The organism is Runella aurantiaca (genome assembly GCF_003339505.1).
Lineage (GTDB): Bacteria > Bacteroidota > Bacteroidia > Cytophagales > Spirosomataceae > Runella > Runella aurantiaca.
Genome location: NZ_QPIW01000015.1, coordinates 72,159 through 87,978, shown reverse-complemented (window position 1 = coordinate 87,978; position 15,820 = coordinate 72,159). Strand labels below are relative to the sequence as shown.

At 45.7% G+C, this 15,820-nt stretch carries 14 protein-coding genes; 11 read left to right on the top strand and 3 right to left on the bottom strand.

Going from position 1 to position 15,820, the window contains the following annotated elements:
- Positions 1-124 precede the first annotated feature (124 nt).
- Both DVG78_RS17970 and DVG78_RS17965 read left to right on the top strand, forming a co-directional pair.
- Positions 125-1,129 (top strand): SGNH/GDSL hydrolase family protein, encoded by a 1,005-nt coding sequence (locus tag DVG78_RS17970; protein WP_114462433.1) that lies wholly within the window; start codon positions 125-127, stop codon positions 1,127-1,129.
- Positions 1,086-2,246 (top strand): glycosyltransferase family 4 protein, encoded by a 1,161-nt coding sequence (locus tag DVG78_RS17965; protein ID WP_229598259.1) that lies wholly within the window; start codon positions 1,086-1,088, stop codon positions 2,244-2,246. Before DVG78_RS17970 ends, DVG78_RS17965 begins: the two co-directional genes overlap by 44 nt.
- 2 nt (positions 2,247-2,248) lie before the next feature.
- On the opposite strand, the gene DVG78_RS17960 is transcribed toward DVG78_RS17965, so the two are convergent.
- Positions 2,249-3,433 (bottom strand): VCBS repeat-containing protein, encoded by a 1,185-nt coding sequence (locus DVG78_RS17960; protein WP_114462431.1) that lies wholly within the window; start codon positions 3,431-3,433, stop codon positions 2,249-2,251.
- 147 nt (positions 3,434-3,580) lie between these two features.
- On the opposite strand from DVG78_RS17960, the gene DVG78_RS17955 reads away from it, so the two are divergent.
- Both DVG78_RS17955 and DVG78_RS17950 read left to right on the top strand, forming a co-directional pair.
- Complete coding sequence (locus tag DVG78_RS17955; protein WP_114462430.1) at positions 3,581-4,162, top strand: hypothetical protein; 582 nt, start codon at positions 3,581-3,583, stop codon at positions 4,160-4,162.
- A gap of 99 nt (positions 4,163-4,261) precedes the next feature.
- Entirely contained in the window at positions 4,262-4,912 is a 651-nt protein-coding gene (locus DVG78_RS17950) for a Uma2 family endonuclease (protein ID WP_114462429.1), read from the top strand.
- Between the two features lie 57 nt (positions 4,913-4,969).
- On the opposite strand, the gene clpB is transcribed toward DVG78_RS17950, so the two are convergent.
- Positions 4,970-7,600, bottom strand: coding sequence for an ATP-dependent chaperone ClpB (gene clpB, locus DVG78_RS17945; RefSeq protein ID WP_114462428.1), 2,631 nt, complete (start codon positions 7,598-7,600; stop codon positions 4,970-4,972).
- A 158-nt stretch (positions 7,601-7,758) separates the two neighbouring features.
- On the opposite strand from clpB, the gene DVG78_RS17940 reads away from it, so the two are divergent.
- From DVG78_RS17940 to DVG78_RS17930, 3 genes are all read left to right on the top strand, one after another.
- Entirely contained in the window at positions 7,759-8,910 is a 1,152-nt protein-coding gene (locus DVG78_RS17940) for a ribonuclease D (protein WP_158550047.1), read from the top strand.
- A gap of 82 nt (positions 8,911-8,992) precedes the next feature.
- Positions 8,993-9,784 carry a hypothetical protein gene (locus DVG78_RS17935; RefSeq protein ID WP_114462426.1) on the top strand — a complete coding sequence of 264 codons (792 nt, stop codon included), beginning with the start codon at positions 8,993-8,995 and terminating at the stop codon, positions 9,782-9,784.
- A 40-nt stretch (positions 9,785-9,824) separates the two neighbouring features.
- Positions 9,825-10,454: a carbonic anhydrase gene (locus DVG78_RS17930; RefSeq protein ID WP_114462425.1), complete on the top strand. Its 630-nt coding sequence runs from the start codon at positions 9,825-9,827 to the stop codon at positions 10,452-10,454.
- 68 nt (positions 10,455-10,522) lie between these two features.
- Here the strand turns inward: DVG78_RS17930 and DVG78_RS30580 are convergent, their stop codons facing one another.
- On the bottom strand, positions 10,523-11,401 hold the full coding sequence (locus DVG78_RS30580) for an AraC family transcriptional regulator (RefSeq protein WP_114462424.1): 879 nt from the start codon (positions 11,399-11,401) through the stop codon (positions 10,523-10,525).
- A 110-nt stretch (positions 11,402-11,511) separates the two neighbouring features.
- Here DVG78_RS30580 and DVG78_RS17920 point away from each other — a divergent pair, with 110 nt between their 5' ends.
- The 4 genes from DVG78_RS17920 to DVG78_RS17905 all read left to right on the top strand — a co-directional run bounded on the left by DVG78_RS17920 (position 11,512) and on the right by DVG78_RS17905 (position 15,715).
- Entirely contained in the window at positions 11,512-12,477 is a 966-nt protein-coding gene (locus DVG78_RS17920) for a VOC family protein (protein ID WP_114462423.1), read from the top strand.
- Between the two features lie 23 nt (positions 12,478-12,500).
- On the top strand, positions 12,501-13,220 hold the full coding sequence (locus DVG78_RS17915; protein WP_114462422.1) for a PIG-L deacetylase family protein: 720 nt from the start codon (positions 12,501-12,503) through the stop codon (positions 13,218-13,220).
- Between the two features lie 147 nt (positions 13,221-13,367).
- A complete protein-coding gene (locus tag DVG78_RS17910; protein ID WP_114462421.1) occupies positions 13,368-15,026 on the top strand; it encodes a carboxylesterase/lipase family protein in 1,659 nt (552 codons plus the stop codon).
- Between the two features lie 71 nt (positions 15,027-15,097).
- Positions 15,098-15,715 (top strand): 4-carboxy-4-hydroxy-2-oxoadipate aldolase/oxaloacetate decarboxylase, encoded by a 618-nt coding sequence (locus DVG78_RS17905; protein WP_114462420.1) that lies wholly within the window; start codon positions 15,098-15,100, stop codon positions 15,713-15,715.
- The last annotated feature ends 105 nt before the right edge of the window (positions 15,716-15,820 follow it).

Below are 15,820 nucleotides of genomic sequence, written 5' to 3'. Positions count from 1 at the left end.
AACCATTACTGAAATGAGAGTGACGACAATTTTTGTCGCACTCTTATTTTTTTGACTACCGATTGATTCGTAGGTTTGTAGACAAGATAGAAGAAGAAAAAGCCTGAAATTAGGAAGAATAGAAATGAAAAAATGGCGTAAAATACTCGTTTTATTATTGGTTTTGCTTTCAACTACTGAGTTATTATTACGCTTTGTGTTTGGATTTTGCAATGCTCCGCTGTATGTAGAGGACCCCGATTTTGAATACGTTTTTGCCCCTGATCAATACCGTTTTCGTTTTAGAAATGTAGTGCGTACCAATGCGTTTTCGATGCGCAGTGACCCCATCAATCCTACCGATACGACGGTTGTTTTACTGGTTGGTGATTCGGTCATCAACGGCGGAAACCCAACCGACCACGACGATTTGGCCTCGACTATTCTCGAAAAACAATTCACGCAACATTATCATCAGCCCGTGCGTGTACTGAATGTGTCGGCAGGGTCTTGGGGGCCAGACAATGCGTTTGCTTTTTTGAAAAAGAAAGGGTTTTTCAGCGCCGATGTGATGTGCCTAGTTACTAGCAGCCACGATGCCTACGACAACATGAGCCATCATAAATTGGTGGGGGTGAATCCCAATTACCCTGACAAACAATACACGGTGGCGCTGTACGAGTTTTGGCACCGTTATATTTATACTTTGTTTGTCTATCACTACGTAGAAGTGCCTTTGAAGGAGTTTTTCTCGCCAGCCGCGCAACACGCCCCCAACGATGTGATTCATAAATTCGGAACGGTATTCAATCCTGGTTTTCAGCACCTAGCCGATACGGCTAAGGTGATGCGTATTCCTTTTTGCCTTTATTTACACCCTGAATTGCCCGAAATAGCTCAAAATCGCTACGATAGTCAAGGCGAAGAGATATTGGCGTTTGCCCGAAAAAACCGCATTCCAGTGATTGATGAGTTGAAATTGCACCGAAGTGGGTTTCCGTTGACCAACGACCTTTTTCGAAATCCTGACTTTGATAGCATTCATTACAACGCCAAAGGACAGGCCTACATGGCCAAACACTTATACCCGCTATTGAAACAATACCTTGACGCTTATTTTGCCCGCCATGCGCGTACTCATCGTCCATAACCAGCTTTGGGCACATTATAAGTCCAAATTATTCAGCGAACTACACCGACTTTCTCCGCAGTACGGTGTAGAAATTCACGTTGTTCAAATTGCCCTTTCCGAAAAAAGCCGCGCTAACATGGGCGATGCCGACGCCTTTCGGTACAACTATGACTATGAGGTGCTTTTTAATACGTCGCTCGACCAAGTCAAACTGTGGCCGCGAACCAAGGCACTGTTGAAAAAAATCCGCAGTTATCGTCCCGATGTGCTGAATCTGACGGGCTGGTATGACCCTGCGCAGTGGGTTTTACTGTTTTATGCCAAACTGGCGGGTATTAAAGTCATCATTTCTAATGAGTCCAACGTGCGCGACCACGTGCGGATGGGAGCCAAAGAGCGTTTTAAGCAATTTCTGTTAAAGCAGGCAAACGGTTTTTTCTGTTTCGGACAATCATCGGCGGCGTATTTGGAAAAATTGGGGGTAAAGCCTTCCCAAATTCTGACCCGAAAAGCAGCGGTGGTCGACAATGACGTGATTTTGGAACATTATCAAAAAGCAACTCCCGAACGGGAAAAACGAAAAAACCAAAGAGGCTGGGCCCCTTATAATTTCATTTTTGTAGGTCGGCTGATTCCACCCAAAAATTTAACGATGCTGCTGGAAGCATTTGCCGAAATCAGCGCCGAAACAACCGATTGGGGTTTAGTTTTGTTGGGAGAAGGAGACCAAAAACCAATGTTACAACAGCAAGCCCAAAAGATAAAAAATATTCGCTTTGAAGCTGGGGTTGCTTGGTACGAAGTGGCCGAATATTTGGCTTTAGCGGATGTACTGGTGTTACCCAGCGATTCGGAGCCGTGGGGATTGGTGGTCAACGAAGCCATGATTTGTGGCTTGCCGGTATTGGTCTCAGCACCTTCTGGCTGCGTGGAAGATTTGGTTCGTACAGGTCAGAACGGCTTTACCTTCGACCCGCGTCAAAAACAAGATTTAGTAGCCAAAATGCGCTATTTTGTTCAAAATGCTGCATCATTATCACGTATGGGCGATGCTTCCCGACAGATTGTAGCACCTTTTGCCCCCGAAAAAGTAGCCCATGAAATGCTTCAAGGCATTGCCAATCTTCAAAAGTAAAGCTATTTGTTGATTCGTTGATTCCAATAAATCAGCACATTGAGGGTGGCGCGGCCTGCGGCAATGATGTCCAAATCGCCGTCACCGTCCAAATCGGTGGCCAAAAGGTCCTCGCAGGCCATCATGACGCTTTCATCCAATACAAATTCTTCCCAGTTTTCGCCAGCGGCATCTTTTGGTACAAATAAGCGTACACCTACCTTTTTGTCGGGGTTGGGATTGCGCCAACCCACCGCTATTTGTGAGTAGCCCAAGCCCAGAAAATCTCCGCAGGCCAGCGCGTGGCCTTGACTCAGGCGGTCGGTCAGGACTTTTTTAGAGTTGGTTTTTGGATTTAAAACCACCAATTGATTGCCGTGCCAAGGAGCCACCGCCGCCACAAAAGCGTCTTTATTGGGTAAATATCCTCGGCGTACTTCGCCCACTCCCAAACCTTCACCAATCCATTGTCCAGTAGGTTTCCATTGATTTTTTTGGTACGAAACCACTTTGCCGCCTTCTTTGCTGCCAATCAACACCTTGGTGGCATCGGCGTCTTCCCAAATTTCAAAATTATGAGTGATGTGTAAGGTTGAATCCATTAACTGATACGGCCACGGTTGTTTTGGGTTTTTGGGGACGTCATACGCCAGCACCTTGACGCCTTTGCCTTCTCCGTTGGCATTGCCTAAACCGTGCAATGGGACCACAATCAACTGGTATTTATTTTTACTTACCTGTGCCCAGCGCATCCGGTGCGTTGTGATTTCGTGGTGAAGCGGCACGGGTTCCCAGCGCTGGGTCGGGTCTTGCGGTCGAATCAGGTAAAAAACCGCGCCCGATTTAGTTATATCGTTCGTCTCGGCGGGGTTCCACATGGCACCGATTGCTACTTCTACCTTTCCATCGCCGTCGATGTCGCGGGCTGCGATGCAAACGTTGTCTTTGGGAGTTACGTTTGAAACCATCACGTGTCGCGTCCATGATTCTCCGTTTTTAGTGCCTTCATTTTTATACCAAACGATGTCTTTTTGGTCGGCCAATAAAATATCCAGTCGTTTGTCGCCGTCAACATCGCCAACGGCCAGTCCATAGCCAATATTGATTTGATTATCAACTACTTGTAGTTTAAAATTGGGAGTGGTTGTTTGGGCAAAAACCGAAAAGGAAGTTAATCCGCAAAGGAATAAAAAAAACTTTTTCATCATTGTTTGGATTTAGTGAAGGTGACTGGCCTGACGGTACAATCGTCTAATATTTTAAAAGGAATAGAAAAGCAGAATCTTTCCTGTAAATTTTGAAAATTTACAATACTTTTGAATCAAACCAATAATTTAACTTAATCCTTTACCAAAATGAAAAACCTGTTTGCCTTGTTGATTACATTAGCGTGCTTCGGTATTGCTGTTGATACCGTTGCCCAAGATGATACAAAACCTAAAAAAGAGACCAAGGCCAAGAAAGAAACTGGCGGCGATAAGAAGGAGACCAAATCAAGTAAAGGAAAAAAATCGGAACCGAAAGACAAAGCCGACAAAAAGGAAACTGGCGATGATAAGAAGGAAGGAAAGTCGAGCAAGGGTAAAAAATCTGACCCAAAAGACAAAGCTGAAAAGAAAGAGGACAAAAAAGCCGATAAAGCCGATAAGAAAGTAGACAAAAAAGAGAAAAAAGAAACCGAAGTAGCGGACCGTAAGGCGGATAAAAAAGAAGATAAAGCCGATAAAAAAACGACTTCTACCAAAACCAAAGTAACTCCCAAGGACGACGATGGTAAAGAAGCCGACAACGGAACCCGCAAAAAAGTAGCAGGTGCTGACAAAACCATTGGTAAAGATGACAAAGGCCGTACAATCTATCAGGGACCCAAAGGTGGTCAGTATTACATCAATTCAAACGGCAATAAAACGTATTTGAAGGCCGATAATAAGTTGTAATGCGCGCTTATTTAGGCTTGTTTTAAGAATCCTGCCGAACGTCGGCGGGATTTTTTTTGCCAATGAAAATTCGGTATCTTTAACAAACAATATGAATGAATGAAGATAGAAACCCAAAAAATACCAACAACACTCGCCGAATTGGAAGCTCTTGGGGAAGACGTAATGCTGCACATTCCTGCCTCATTTGAGGAATACCTCGAATGGGTCGAAAAGTGTCAGTTTACGATTGAGTACTTCAACAATGAGATTGTTATTATGGGAAATGCGAGTTATTACCACGAAAAATTAGTAGCCGAAATTATTTTTTGTCTTAAAACTGTTTTTAATCGAATTTCAGGATTTTCGGTTTTGGGCAGCAATATCAAAATTCACATTGCCGATGTGCTCTCCCCAACGGATTTTAACGCCGATGTTTCAGTAGTACAGGGAGAGCCTGAGTTTGTGACATTGCCTTCTGGTAAAAAGTCGACAAGTACCATTACGAACCCCGTGTTGGTGGTGGAAGTAACTTCAAAAAGCACCATTTCTCACGATTTTGGGGATAAATTGTTGGCTTACAAGAAAATTGATTCGTTGCAATACGCCATTTTTGTAAGTCAATATCAGCCGTTTGTGACTGTCTACGAGCGCAAAGGCATTCATCATTGGGAACTTCGTGATTATACCCGCTTAGAGGATTCGTTCTCCATTATGGAGCAGCCACTTACCTTGGCGGAGATTTATAAAGATATTCAGTTTGAGAATTAACAAAAACGCCCTGCTGAAATCTCAGCGGGGCGTTTTTGTTAATCAATAAAGTGCAACTTACAATTCTATTTTCGCTTCTGTTATATTCTCAAAAACGACTTCTCCGTTTTCGCCGAGTTCCATCATGATGACGGAGTCTTTGGTGATTTTGCCACTCAGAATCTGTTTCGACAACTCGTTCAGGATACGGCGCTGAAGGACTCGTTTCAGCGGTCGGGCACCAAAGGCGGGCTCGTAGCCTTCTTCTGAGAGTTTGAGTAGCGCGTCGTCGGTGGCATCGAGGGTGATACCCTGCTCGGCGAGCAAACCTTTGATGTGGTTGAATTGAATCCGTACAATCTGTTTGAGGTTGTCGTGGCTCAGTGGGTCAAAGAGTACGATTTCGTCGATACGGTTCAGAAACTCGGGCCGAACGGTTTGTTTCAACAGGCTCAACACATCGTTTTTGGCTTCTTCTTTGAAGTACAGTTTCCAGCCTTTGTCGGTTTTGTTGCCTGCTTCTTTGAATTTCTCCATGATGATGTCGCTGCCGATGTTGGAGGTCATGATGATGATGGTGTTTTTGAAGTTGGCCATCCGTCCTTTGTTATCGGTCAGGCGGCCGTCGTCCAATACCTGCAACATGATGTTCCACACATCAGGGTGTGCTTTTTCGATTTCATCTAGCAAAATCACGCTGTACGGCTTGCGTCTGACGGCCTCGGTCAACTGACCGCCTTCGTCGTAGCCTACGTAGCCGGGAGGCGCTCCCACCAAACGGCTGACCGAGTGGCGCTCCTGGTACTCGCTCATGTCGATACGCACCATGGCGTTGTCGTCGTTGAACAGGTAGTTGGCGAGGGTTTTGGCCAATTCGGTTTTTCCTACCCCTGTTGGCCCCAAGAACAAAAAGCTACCAATGGGGCGTTTGGGGTCTTGCAATCCCGCCCGTGAGCGGCGGACAGCATCAGCAACGGCTTCAATGGCTTCTTCCTGCCCAGCTACCCGTTTTTGAAGTTCTGTTTCCAAATTAAGCAATTTGTCGCGCTCACTTTGCAGCATTTTGCTCACCGGAATGCCCGTCCATTTGGCGACAATTTCCGCGATGTGTTCAGGGGTTACTTCCTCGTTGAGGAGGTGGTGGTTGGAATGGTTTTCTCCAATATCTCCCGCCAATTTTTTCTCAATTTCTGGGATTTTACCGTAACGAAGTTCGGCTACTTTTCCGTAATCGCCAGTGCGCTCAGCTTGTTCAGCTTCCAGACGAAGTTGGTCCAGTTGCTCTTTAAGCGTACGCACTTCACTGATTTTGCCTTTTTCCAGTTCCCACTGCGCTTTGAGAGCGTTTCGGTCTTCACTCAAATCGGCAATTTCTTTGTTGAGGCGGGTTTCTTTGTCCTTGTCGTTTTCGCGACGAATGGCTTCTCTCTCAATTTCCAACTGCATGATGCGGCGGTTGAGGTCGTCGAGTTCTTCGGGGACCGAATCCATCTCTAAACGTAGCTTGGCGGCAGCTTCATCCATCAGGTCAATGGCTTTATCGGGCAAAAAACGGTCGGAAATATACCGGCTCGACAGTTCTACGGCTGCAATGACGGCATCATCCTGAATCCGTACTCCGTGGTGAAGTTCGTATTTGTCTTTGATGCCGCGCAAGATACTGATGGCGTCGGCCTCGCCGGGCTCATCGACGGTTACGACCTGAAAGCGGCGTTCGAGCGCCTTATCTTTCTCGATGTACTTTTGGTACTCTTTGATGGTGGTAGCCCCAATGGTATGAAGTTCGCCGCGCGCGAGGGCCGGTTTGAGTAGATTGGCCGCATCCATGGCGCCCTCACCTCCGGCCCCCGCCCCGATGAGTGTGTGGATTTCATCAATGAACAAAATTACTTCGCCTTCCGAGTCGGTTACTTCTTTAATCACCGCTTTCAGACGCTCTTCAAACTCCCCTTTGTACTTGGCCCCCGCTATGAGCAGACCCATGTCGAGTGACACAATTTCTTTGGTTTTTAGCTGTTCGGGCACGTCGCCTTGCACAATACGTTGGGCGAGGCCTTCCACAATGGCGGTTTTACCGACCCCAGGCTCACCGAGTAGCATGGGGTTGTTTTTGGTACGACGCGCCAAAATCTGTAATACCCGACGAATTTCATCGTCGCGGCCAATGACGGGGTCAATTTTTCCGGCACGGGCCAATTCATTCAAATTTTTGCTATACCGCTCCAGAGAGCGATATTTAGCTTCGGCATTTTGGTCTTTCACAGGGTTATTTTTTCCTCTTAATTCTTTAATCGCGGCCAACAGACCTTTTTCTTTAAAACCAACCTCCTGCATGAGTCGGGCGGTGGCGTCTTTGCCCGTAGCCAACCCCAGAAAAAGCATTTCAACACTGACAAATTCGTCCTGAAATTCTTTCAGATAGGTTTGGGCTTTTTGAAAAGCGGCGTTTAAGTCATTACTTATATATTCGGTAGCGGCCGTTCCTGCCACTTTTGGGTAGGCGTTTACGGCGGCTTGGATTTTGGTTTGTAGCAGTTGAGAAGATACGTTGAGTTTTTTCATCAAAAACTGTGAGGTGTTGGGGTCGTCTTCCAAAATGGCCTGCAAAACGTGCCCCGTCTCTACCGCTTGCTGCTGGTTTCCCTGCGCAATCTGTACCGCACGCTGGATTACTTCCTGCGCTTTGATGGTATATTGGTTAAAATTCATGGCGGCTTTTTTGTTAATATTTTAGTGAATGTGATTTAGATAACACCTTCTGTACAAGGAGTATGCCTGTTCTGAAAAGCGGCAATTTTGGCATATTTTTTTTGTTTTTTGGGTGGGAATGTAGACAAAATGACGTTGTTTTTGCTATTTTTGACGCTATGTCAATACCTTTAATTATTCAGACCCAAGAGGCGTTTGAAAAAGTGGTTGAGCATCTAAGCGGTTTGGAGGCGTTTGCTATTGATACCGAGTTTGATCACAACCATTATGCCTACGGTTTTACGCTTTGTCTTATTCAAATTGCTACTCCTGATACTTGCTATTTGATTGACCCATTTGTTGTTCCCGATTTAACTTCCCTCTGGCGGGTTTTGGAGAGCGAAACGTCCGAAAAGATTTTTCATGATTGCGGCGAAGATTTACGTTTGCTTCATTTGCACGGCTGTTCGCCCCGCAACATCTTCGATACCAGCGTAGCGGCCAAAATGCTGAGTTTGGAGAAAATCGGGCTTAGTAGTGTGCTGTATGAGCTGCTGGGGGTCGAATCGAGCAAAACAAAACAGCAGAGTAACTGGCTGAAACGCCCGCTGTTGCCGATGCAATTAGAATACGCGGCCAACGACGTTATCCATTTACCAGCCTTGCGCAAACTAACTGCCGAGCGTTTGCAAGTGCAAAATCGGTGGGAATGGTTTGAGCAAATGATGCGGGTGGTGGAGCAAAAAGACTATTCTCCCAAATCCAAAGAAACCTTTTTGAGTCCCAAAGAGCAGCGTGATTTTACGCCGTTTCAACAATACATTCTGAATGAACTCTATCGGTTTCGGGATGAACAAGCCAAACGCATCAATAAGCCTCATTACCAAGTATTTTCCGAAAAAATAGTCTATCAGGTCATGGAACACCCGTTTGTTTTGAATGACTGGATGAGCCTGAAAGGTATTCATTACCGCATTCAGAACGAAGCCGTGGCTGAGCAATTTAGAGCAGTTTTGGAGCAAGCCCAAGCTGCCGCAAAAGCACAGTTATTGTCTACCCAAAAACGGGTACCCACTGGACAGGAGATTGCCGAGTGGCAACGCAAATCGACCCGCTACAATCGCCTGCGCGAACACGTATTTTTGCCCATTAAGCGCTGGATTGAAGAAAGCTACGGGGCGCATTTTGCGCCGTATGTGTTGAGCAATGAAACCATCGGCATTTTGATTGGGGGAGAAATGAAGCTTTCAGAAATAAATCCCGTATTTCAACAAAGCATTATCAGAGAAGCGGCACAGACGTTGAATATAGATATTTCGGCGTTTGAGTAGCTGATTTTGACTGGAGAAACTGGTATATTTGGTTGTAATAAGTAGCCGCCTCTCTGGCAAAAATGAACGTAGAATTGGACTAATGCCTTTGCGTCGCCTTTTTTTGTGGATTTTGATGGGAAGTGTTGCCTTCGTCGTGAGTTACTTCGTCCTCTTTCCGCATGTATTTCGTTGTTTTGCCGTTCAATATTCGGATTTTAGCCTTTCTGCCGAACGGCTGTACGTCAGTCCAGAGCTTTCGCCCCGGGTTCAAGGTCATGCCAATGTACTAATCCAAGAAGCTCAGAAGCGTATTGAGACTTTTTGGGGGAGTCGAGTAGGGAATCCAACGATTATTCTTTGCCAACGCGCCGACCAATACCGTCGTTATTGTAACAGCGGCGAAGGGGCGGGGTGCAGCATCGGCACTCCTTGGGGAACTTCCTACATTGTACTCAACATGGATGGTCTCAATGCCGATGTGATAGCCCATGAAATGTGCCATGATGAGCTTTTTAGTCGCTTAGGTTGGTGGAAAACTACCCGGCAGATTCCGCAGTGGTTCAATGAAGGCTTGGCACTGATGGTCGATTATCGGTTTGTGCCCAAAACCGACAGCATCCAACGGTACGTTGATTACAAAGACGAATATTTGTATCTTTCTCGGGGTGGACAAGTAGCCCTTGATTTGGACGAAATTGCTTCTATGCGTGGTTTTTTCAACGGCCATGAAGGGCACGTAATGCTGGCTTATATGACATCTGGAATGGAAGTGGCGCGGTGGCTGGCAGGGGTGGGAGAAAAAAAAATTCCCACTTTGGTTCAACAAGTAGCCGAAGGCCGAGAGTTTGAGAAAGTATATGCTCAGTTAGAGCAAAGCCATGCCCCAAAATAGAGTACTATCTACTGCACTTACACTAAACACTCATTCTATCATGGATAAATTTCAACGCATTTTTGAGAACAATGAACATTGGGTTGCCGAAAAACTCAAAAAAGACCCCGAATATTTCGAAAAACTTTCGAAAGGGCAAAGCCCCGATTTTCTGTACATAGGATGTTCAGACAGCCGAGTGACCGCCGAAGATTTAATGGGCGTGCAGCCGGGAGAAGTTTTTATTCATCGAAATATTGCCAATATGGTGGTAAGCATTGATTTGAACGTGATGAGCGTGATAAATTATGCGGTCAGGCACCTCAAAGTCAAACACATCATTGTGTGTGGTCATTACTCATGTGGGGGTATCAAAGCCGCCATGCAGCATGCCGATTTAGGGATTTTGAATCCTTGGTTGCGCAATGTCCGGGATGTGTACCGGACGCACAAAGAGGTACTGAATGCGATTGAAGATGAGCAGGCTCGCTATGACCGATTGGTGGAGTTGAATGTGCAAGAACAGTGTATCAACGTCATTAAACTAGCCGCAGTGCAGGAAGCCTACCGCGAGCGAGGAATTACGGTTCATGGCTGGGTTTTTGATATTCATTCGGGCAAATTAATAGACCTGAAAATTGATTTCCCCACCATATTGGAAGATATTATGGAGATTTATCGGTTAGACTGAGTGCCGACTAGCCCCGCAACCCATTCCCAAAAGTGACTGTTTTCTAAAATGGGGGATTCTGCTCAAAACTAATTTCGCTGTTTTTTACGAAATTCGGCGGGCGATAAGCCTGTGTATTTTTTGAACAGTTTGGCAAAGTAGTTTGGATACTCAAACTTCAATAAATACGCAATTTCCGAAATCGAATAAGAGGTGTGCGTAAGGTATTTTTGGGCTTCGCCGATGAGGTAGCGATGAACCAACTGAATGGCCGAATGGCCTGACACCGAGCGGCATATCCGGTTAAGGTGAATGGGGGTGATGTTAAGTTCAGCGGCAAATTCAGGGATACTTTTTGGGTAGTTTGCCTCTTTGATTTTCTTCTGAAATCTCCGAAAGTGACTCATCGTCACGTTGTCTTTTTTTTGTTCTTCTCCTTGCCGAACCATGCGGTGGAGTTTTACGAACAACTGGGCAAAATAGGCATTAAGCATAGCCCTCCTTTCTGATTGCTCTTCAAACAACTCTGTCTCGATGGCACCAATCAACTCTGTGATGGCTTGAAACGATTCTTTTTCGTCAAAATGATGGATTATGTGAACCTTATGGAATGATTGCCAAATGGTCGAAGATGTTTGAAAAATATCCTCCATGATAATTTCTGAAATCGTCAAAATATGCCCAGATACGTCGGGTGTATAGGTTAAGCCATGCAGGGCCGTGGGAGGTATGAGAAAAATACAAGGGGCAGTGTAGGTGTCAATTCTGGTGCTTTCCTGAAACGTAACCTGCCCGCTGTTAACGATAAATACCTGAAATAGATGGGTATGAATGTGAGGCTGAATCACCCAGTTGAAAGTTTGGCTGCGGGTGGAAATCAGTTCGAGAAAAATGTATTCTGCTGGATAGCGCCTGTTTAGGTCTCCATACAGCCCTTCAAAGTTGAGAATGGGTTTGTCGTTTCCCATAAAGATGTTTGATTTTTATCTACAATATTAAAAATAATATCCAAAAATAGCGGCCATCACTGCCTAACATTGCAAACTGGAAAATTACTTTGTTTCTGTTCTCAAAATCAATGAAAAATCACCTTTGGGATTTGGCCCATATTGCGCACGTAGAGCTGTTTACGCCCAAATTGGAGGCCAGTACGCGCTTTTTTGTCGATGTTATGGGCATGTATATTTCGGCCGTCAAAGGCGATTCGGTTTATTTGAGAGCATACGACGATTATGAACATCATACCCTGAAATTGACCGCTCACAAACACGCTGGTATGAAGCACTTTGCGTGGCGGGCCAAAAGTCCAGAGGCGCTCCAACGCCGCGTGGCGGCCCTTCAAAAAAGCGGTTATGGCATGGGTTGGAACGACGGGGATATTGGCCACGGGCCTGCGTATGAATATCATTCGCCCAGTGGGCATTTGACAGAAATCTATTTTGAAACGGAAAAGTATAAATCGGGAGCGTCTGATACTTCGGCCTTGAAAAATACGGCCAGTAAGTTTCCCGCCCGAGGCATCAACGTCAGACGAATAGACCATCTAAATTTGTTTGCCAAGGATGTTAGGGCTTTTCGAGATTTTCAACTGGAAAATTTAGGGGGAATTTTGACCGAGACCATCGTCGATAATTTAGAGGATTTAAACCCCAAAGCGGTTTGGTTTATGGTCAATTCCAAATCCTACGATTTGGCAGTGACCGAAGATTATTTAGGGATGAATGACCGTTTTCATCACGTTACTTATGCCGTCAACAGTCGCGAAGAGGTCTTGATTGCCGCCGATATTTGTCTTGAAAACGGCATTTTTATCGAGACAGGCCCTCATAAGCACACCATTCAGCAAACGTTTTTTTTGTATGTGTATGAACCCGGCGGCAACCGGATAGAAATTGCCAATACCACTGCTCGATTGATTGTTGACCCTGATTACGAAACCGTCGTCTGGACGTTGGAAGAGCGAAAAAAAGGGCAGGCGTGGGGTTTGGCTACCGTGCCGAGTTTTCATACCAAAGGTACTCCCATGCCAGAGGAATTGGATTGATTTTATATGACACATTTAGTATTATGAAGAAGAAATTGTTAGTAATCGGAGCGCATTCGGGCGATTTTGTGTGGCGAGCCGCTGGCACCATCGCCAAAGCCATTGAAGAAGGGGGTGACACCTTGGTCATTGCCATGTCGTACGGAGAACGCGGCGAATCAGGCGAATTGTGGAAAGAAAATCCTAACCGCACCGAAGAAAGCGTCAAAATTATTCGTCATGAGCAAGCACAAAAAGCCGCTGACATTCTCGGAACACCCATTCAATTTCTGGATTGGGGCGATTATCCGATGTTGATTTCTGACGAACGTATTACGCAACTCACTAAAATAATTGGTGACTTTGAGCCTACCGTGATTATGACCCATTCCGAAAAAGACCCCTTCAATCCCGACCATCCGTTGGCTTTTCAGGCCACCCAACGTGCACGATTGTTGTCGTCGGGGGCGGGTGTGCCGAGTGCTTTTAAAAATATTGACCCGCCCGTTTGGTATTCGTTTGAGCCCCATCAGCCCGAACTTTGCGGTTTCGTGCCCGATACTTTCGTTGATATTTCGTCGGTTATGGACAAAAAATTGGCGGCTATGAGCTGTATGGGTGCGCAAACTTATTTGAAAGACTACTATGCAGAATTGGCCTCCCGTCGCGCCAATCACGCCCGCCGCATTTCGGGAAAGAAAGACATCAAATTTGCCGAAGCCCACCAGAGCCAAGTACCGAGGGTGGTTTCTTCCATTTTTTAAAAGCCGAATGTCGACTATTTTGAACTATTGATAGATTAAAAAGACTGATTCAAGGATTTTTAGAAAAAAGCCCCCAAAGGGCGCTCTATTTTAAGGTATTATTGTCCTGTCTATTTTTTTCTTTAACCTATTAATATCAGTTAAATTATGAAATCATCAAGACGTAATTTCATTCAGTCTTTGGGGGTTGGGGCCGCTAGTTTGGGGGTTGCGCATCAATCAACGGCTCATGCGCATGAGCCGCCCAAATCATCAAAGCCAAACGCGGATGACCAGGTTTTGTTTGTGGGCGACAACATCGCGGTTACCAACACTGAGTATGGAAAAGTGAGAGGCTTCATCCTGCGCGGAATTCATACTTTTTTAGGAATACCCTACGGCGCAGATACGTCGGGCAAAAATCGTTTTATGCCGCCTCAAAAACCTGCTGCTTGGACAGAAATTCGGCCTGCACTTTGGTGGGGAAACACGGCTCCGCAAATCATGGAAAAACGATATGCAAACACCTATGCGTCGTTTGTGGATCACTGGAACTACGACGACGTATCGGAAGATTGCTTGAAAATCAACGTCTGGACACCTGCCCTAGATACCCAAAAACGTCCAGTGGTTGTTTGGCTACACGGCGGCGGATTTGTCAATGGAAATGGCATTGAGCAAGACGGCTATCACGGCGAAAATATCTCGCGCCTTGGCAATATCGTATTTTGTTCGCTCAACCACCGACTCGGGTCATTGGGATATAGCCACCTAAAAGCAGCGGGTGGACATCCTGCCTCGGGTAATGTGGGTAATTTGGACATGGTAGCTGCGCTCGAATGGGTCAAAAATAACATTGCCAATTTTGGGGGCGATGCAAGCAATGTGACCATCATCGGCCAGTCGGGGGGAGGCTCTAAAGTAACAACCTTGATGAATATGCCAGCGGCGAAGGGATTATTTCATAAGGCGGTGGTGTTGAGCGGCGGTTCATTGGCGGGTGTCAATAAAGAATACGCCGAAAAATTAGGACTGAAAATAATGGAGGAAGCGGGGCTGAAAGCTGGGGAGATAGAAAAATTACAACAAATTCCGTGGCGCGAATACATAGACATCGCCGACAGAGCCGTTGTCAAAATGGCTGACGAAGCCAAACGTCTCAACGTGCAAAGGGGAGGTTACTCACCAGTAGCCGACGGAGAATACCTGAACGCTAACCCGTTTTTCAGCGATGCAACGCATTTCTCAAGCGATATTCCACTGATTATTTGCTCGACATTTAATGAGCAAAGCCCAAGTCGAACAGATGCGGCGTTGGAAAAACTAACACTGGCAGATGTAAAAGAAAAAATCAAACCGCGATTCGGGGAAAAATCTGGTGAAATAGCCGATGCTTATGCCCGGAGCTTTCCGAAGGCGCGCCCGATTGAGATTTGGTCGTTGATTCTTTCAAACCGAAAAAATGCCGTTGCCATCGCTGATGCTAAGACGTCGCAACGAAAAGCTCCAGTCTATTTGGCTTGGTTTGGCTGGCAACCACCTCTTTTTGACGGTAGAATGCGGGCTTTTCACTGCGACGATATTTGTTTTTGGTTTTACAATACCGATTTGATGCTTACCCATACGGGCGGCGGAAAACGCCCTCGGGCTTTATCGGAAAAAATGGCGAAATCATTTCTCAATTTTGTCAAAACAGGAAATCCAAACGGTGGCGGCCTGCCCCCTTGGAAATCGTATACCACTCAAAATGGTGAAACGATGATTTTGGACGATACCTCCGCGTTGGTAAATGACCCAGATCGCGATGCCCGAAAATCATTGGCGTAATTTTTTGAATTCTATGAGGTTTTCGCATCAGAAATCCTCATAGAATTACCACTGATAAGCCATTGTAAAATATGGAGTTAATAAAAGAGCTTTCGAAGTTTTCAGCCGCTACGATTTGTGAAGCCCTTGGAAACAAAGGTAATTTGCCGTCGGCCATCAAACCAATCGCTGTAAGCATGAAAGTCTGCGGCCCTGCTTATACGGTTCAGACCATGCCTCGTGACAATGTTTTGTTGCATCGGGCTTATGCGTATGCTAAAGCGGGAGATGTCTTAATCGCCAATTGCTCAGGTTTTTATGAAGCAGGTTACTGGGGCGATTTGATGAGTTTGGGGGCAAAAACCAAAGGAGTCAACGGCTTAGTTATTGATGCCTGCGTGCGTGATGCCGACGATATTGAGGCGATGGGCTTCCCTGTTTTTTCAAGAGGATTATGCATTCGTGGTACGTCAAATCACGGTGATGGAACGCTCAATGAACCCATTATACTCGGAGATGTACTGATTCATCCCGGCGATATTGTGGTGGGTGACCGTGATGGCGTCGTAGTTGTTCCGTTCAATAAACTGGAAGAAACCATCGAAAAAGCTGCTGCAAGAGAAGCCAAAGAAGAAAGAACAAGAGCCGAACTCAGAAAAGGAAGAACGTCTCTTCAGATTTATGGTTGGGATGAGAAGTTTGGGTATTAGTCTGCTACTGACTGAATTAATGCAAATTCAGTCAGTACATTGACTGAATTTGCATTAATTCAGTCAGTAAGTGGTATTTTCTTTATATTTGAGAAAAACCACGGC

Excerpts from the sequence above, each read along its gene's own strand:
- DVG78_RS17970 (WP_114462433.1), top strand. The coding sequence starts at position 125 with ATGAAAAAATGGCGTAAAATACTCGTTTTATTATTGGTTTTGCTTTCA.
- DVG78_RS17960 (WP_114462431.1), bottom strand. The coding sequence starts at position 3,433 with ATGATGAAAAAGTTTTTTTTATTCCTTTGCGGATTAACTTCCTTTTCG.
- DVG78_RS17955 (WP_114462430.1), top strand. The coding sequence starts at position 3,581 with ATGAAAAACCTGTTTGCCTTGTTGATTACATTAGCGTGCTTCGGTATT.
- DVG78_RS17950 (WP_114462429.1), top strand. The coding sequence starts at position 4,262 with ATGAAGATAGAAACCCAAAAAATACCAACAACACTCGCCGAATTGGAA.
- clpB (WP_114462428.1), bottom strand. The coding sequence starts at position 7,600 with ATGAATTTTAACCAATATACCATCAAAGCGCAGGAAGTAATCCAGCGT.
- DVG78_RS17940 (WP_158550047.1), top strand. The coding sequence starts at position 7,759 with ATGTCAATACCTTTAATTATTCAGACCCAAGAGGCGTTTGAAAAAGTG.
- DVG78_RS17935 (WP_114462426.1), top strand. The coding sequence starts at position 8,993 with ATGCCTTTGCGTCGCCTTTTTTTGTGGATTTTGATGGGAAGTGTTGCC.
- DVG78_RS17930 (WP_114462425.1), top strand. The coding sequence starts at position 9,825 with ATGGATAAATTTCAACGCATTTTTGAGAACAATGAACATTGGGTTGCC.
- DVG78_RS30580 (WP_114462424.1), bottom strand. The coding sequence starts at position 11,401 with ATGGGAAACGACAAACCCATTCTCAACTTTGAAGGGCTGTATGGAGAC.
- DVG78_RS17920 (WP_114462423.1), top strand. The coding sequence starts at position 11,512 with ATGAAAAATCACCTTTGGGATTTGGCCCATATTGCGCACGTAGAGCTG.
- DVG78_RS17915 (WP_114462422.1), top strand. The coding sequence starts at position 12,501 with ATGAAGAAGAAATTGTTAGTAATCGGAGCGCATTCGGGCGATTTTGTG.
- DVG78_RS17910 (WP_114462421.1), top strand. The coding sequence starts at position 13,368 with ATGAAATCATCAAGACGTAATTTCATTCAGTCTTTGGGGGTTGGGGCC.
- DVG78_RS17905 (WP_114462420.1), top strand. The coding sequence starts at position 15,098 with ATGGAGTTAATAAAAGAGCTTTCGAAGTTTTCAGCCGCTACGATTTGT.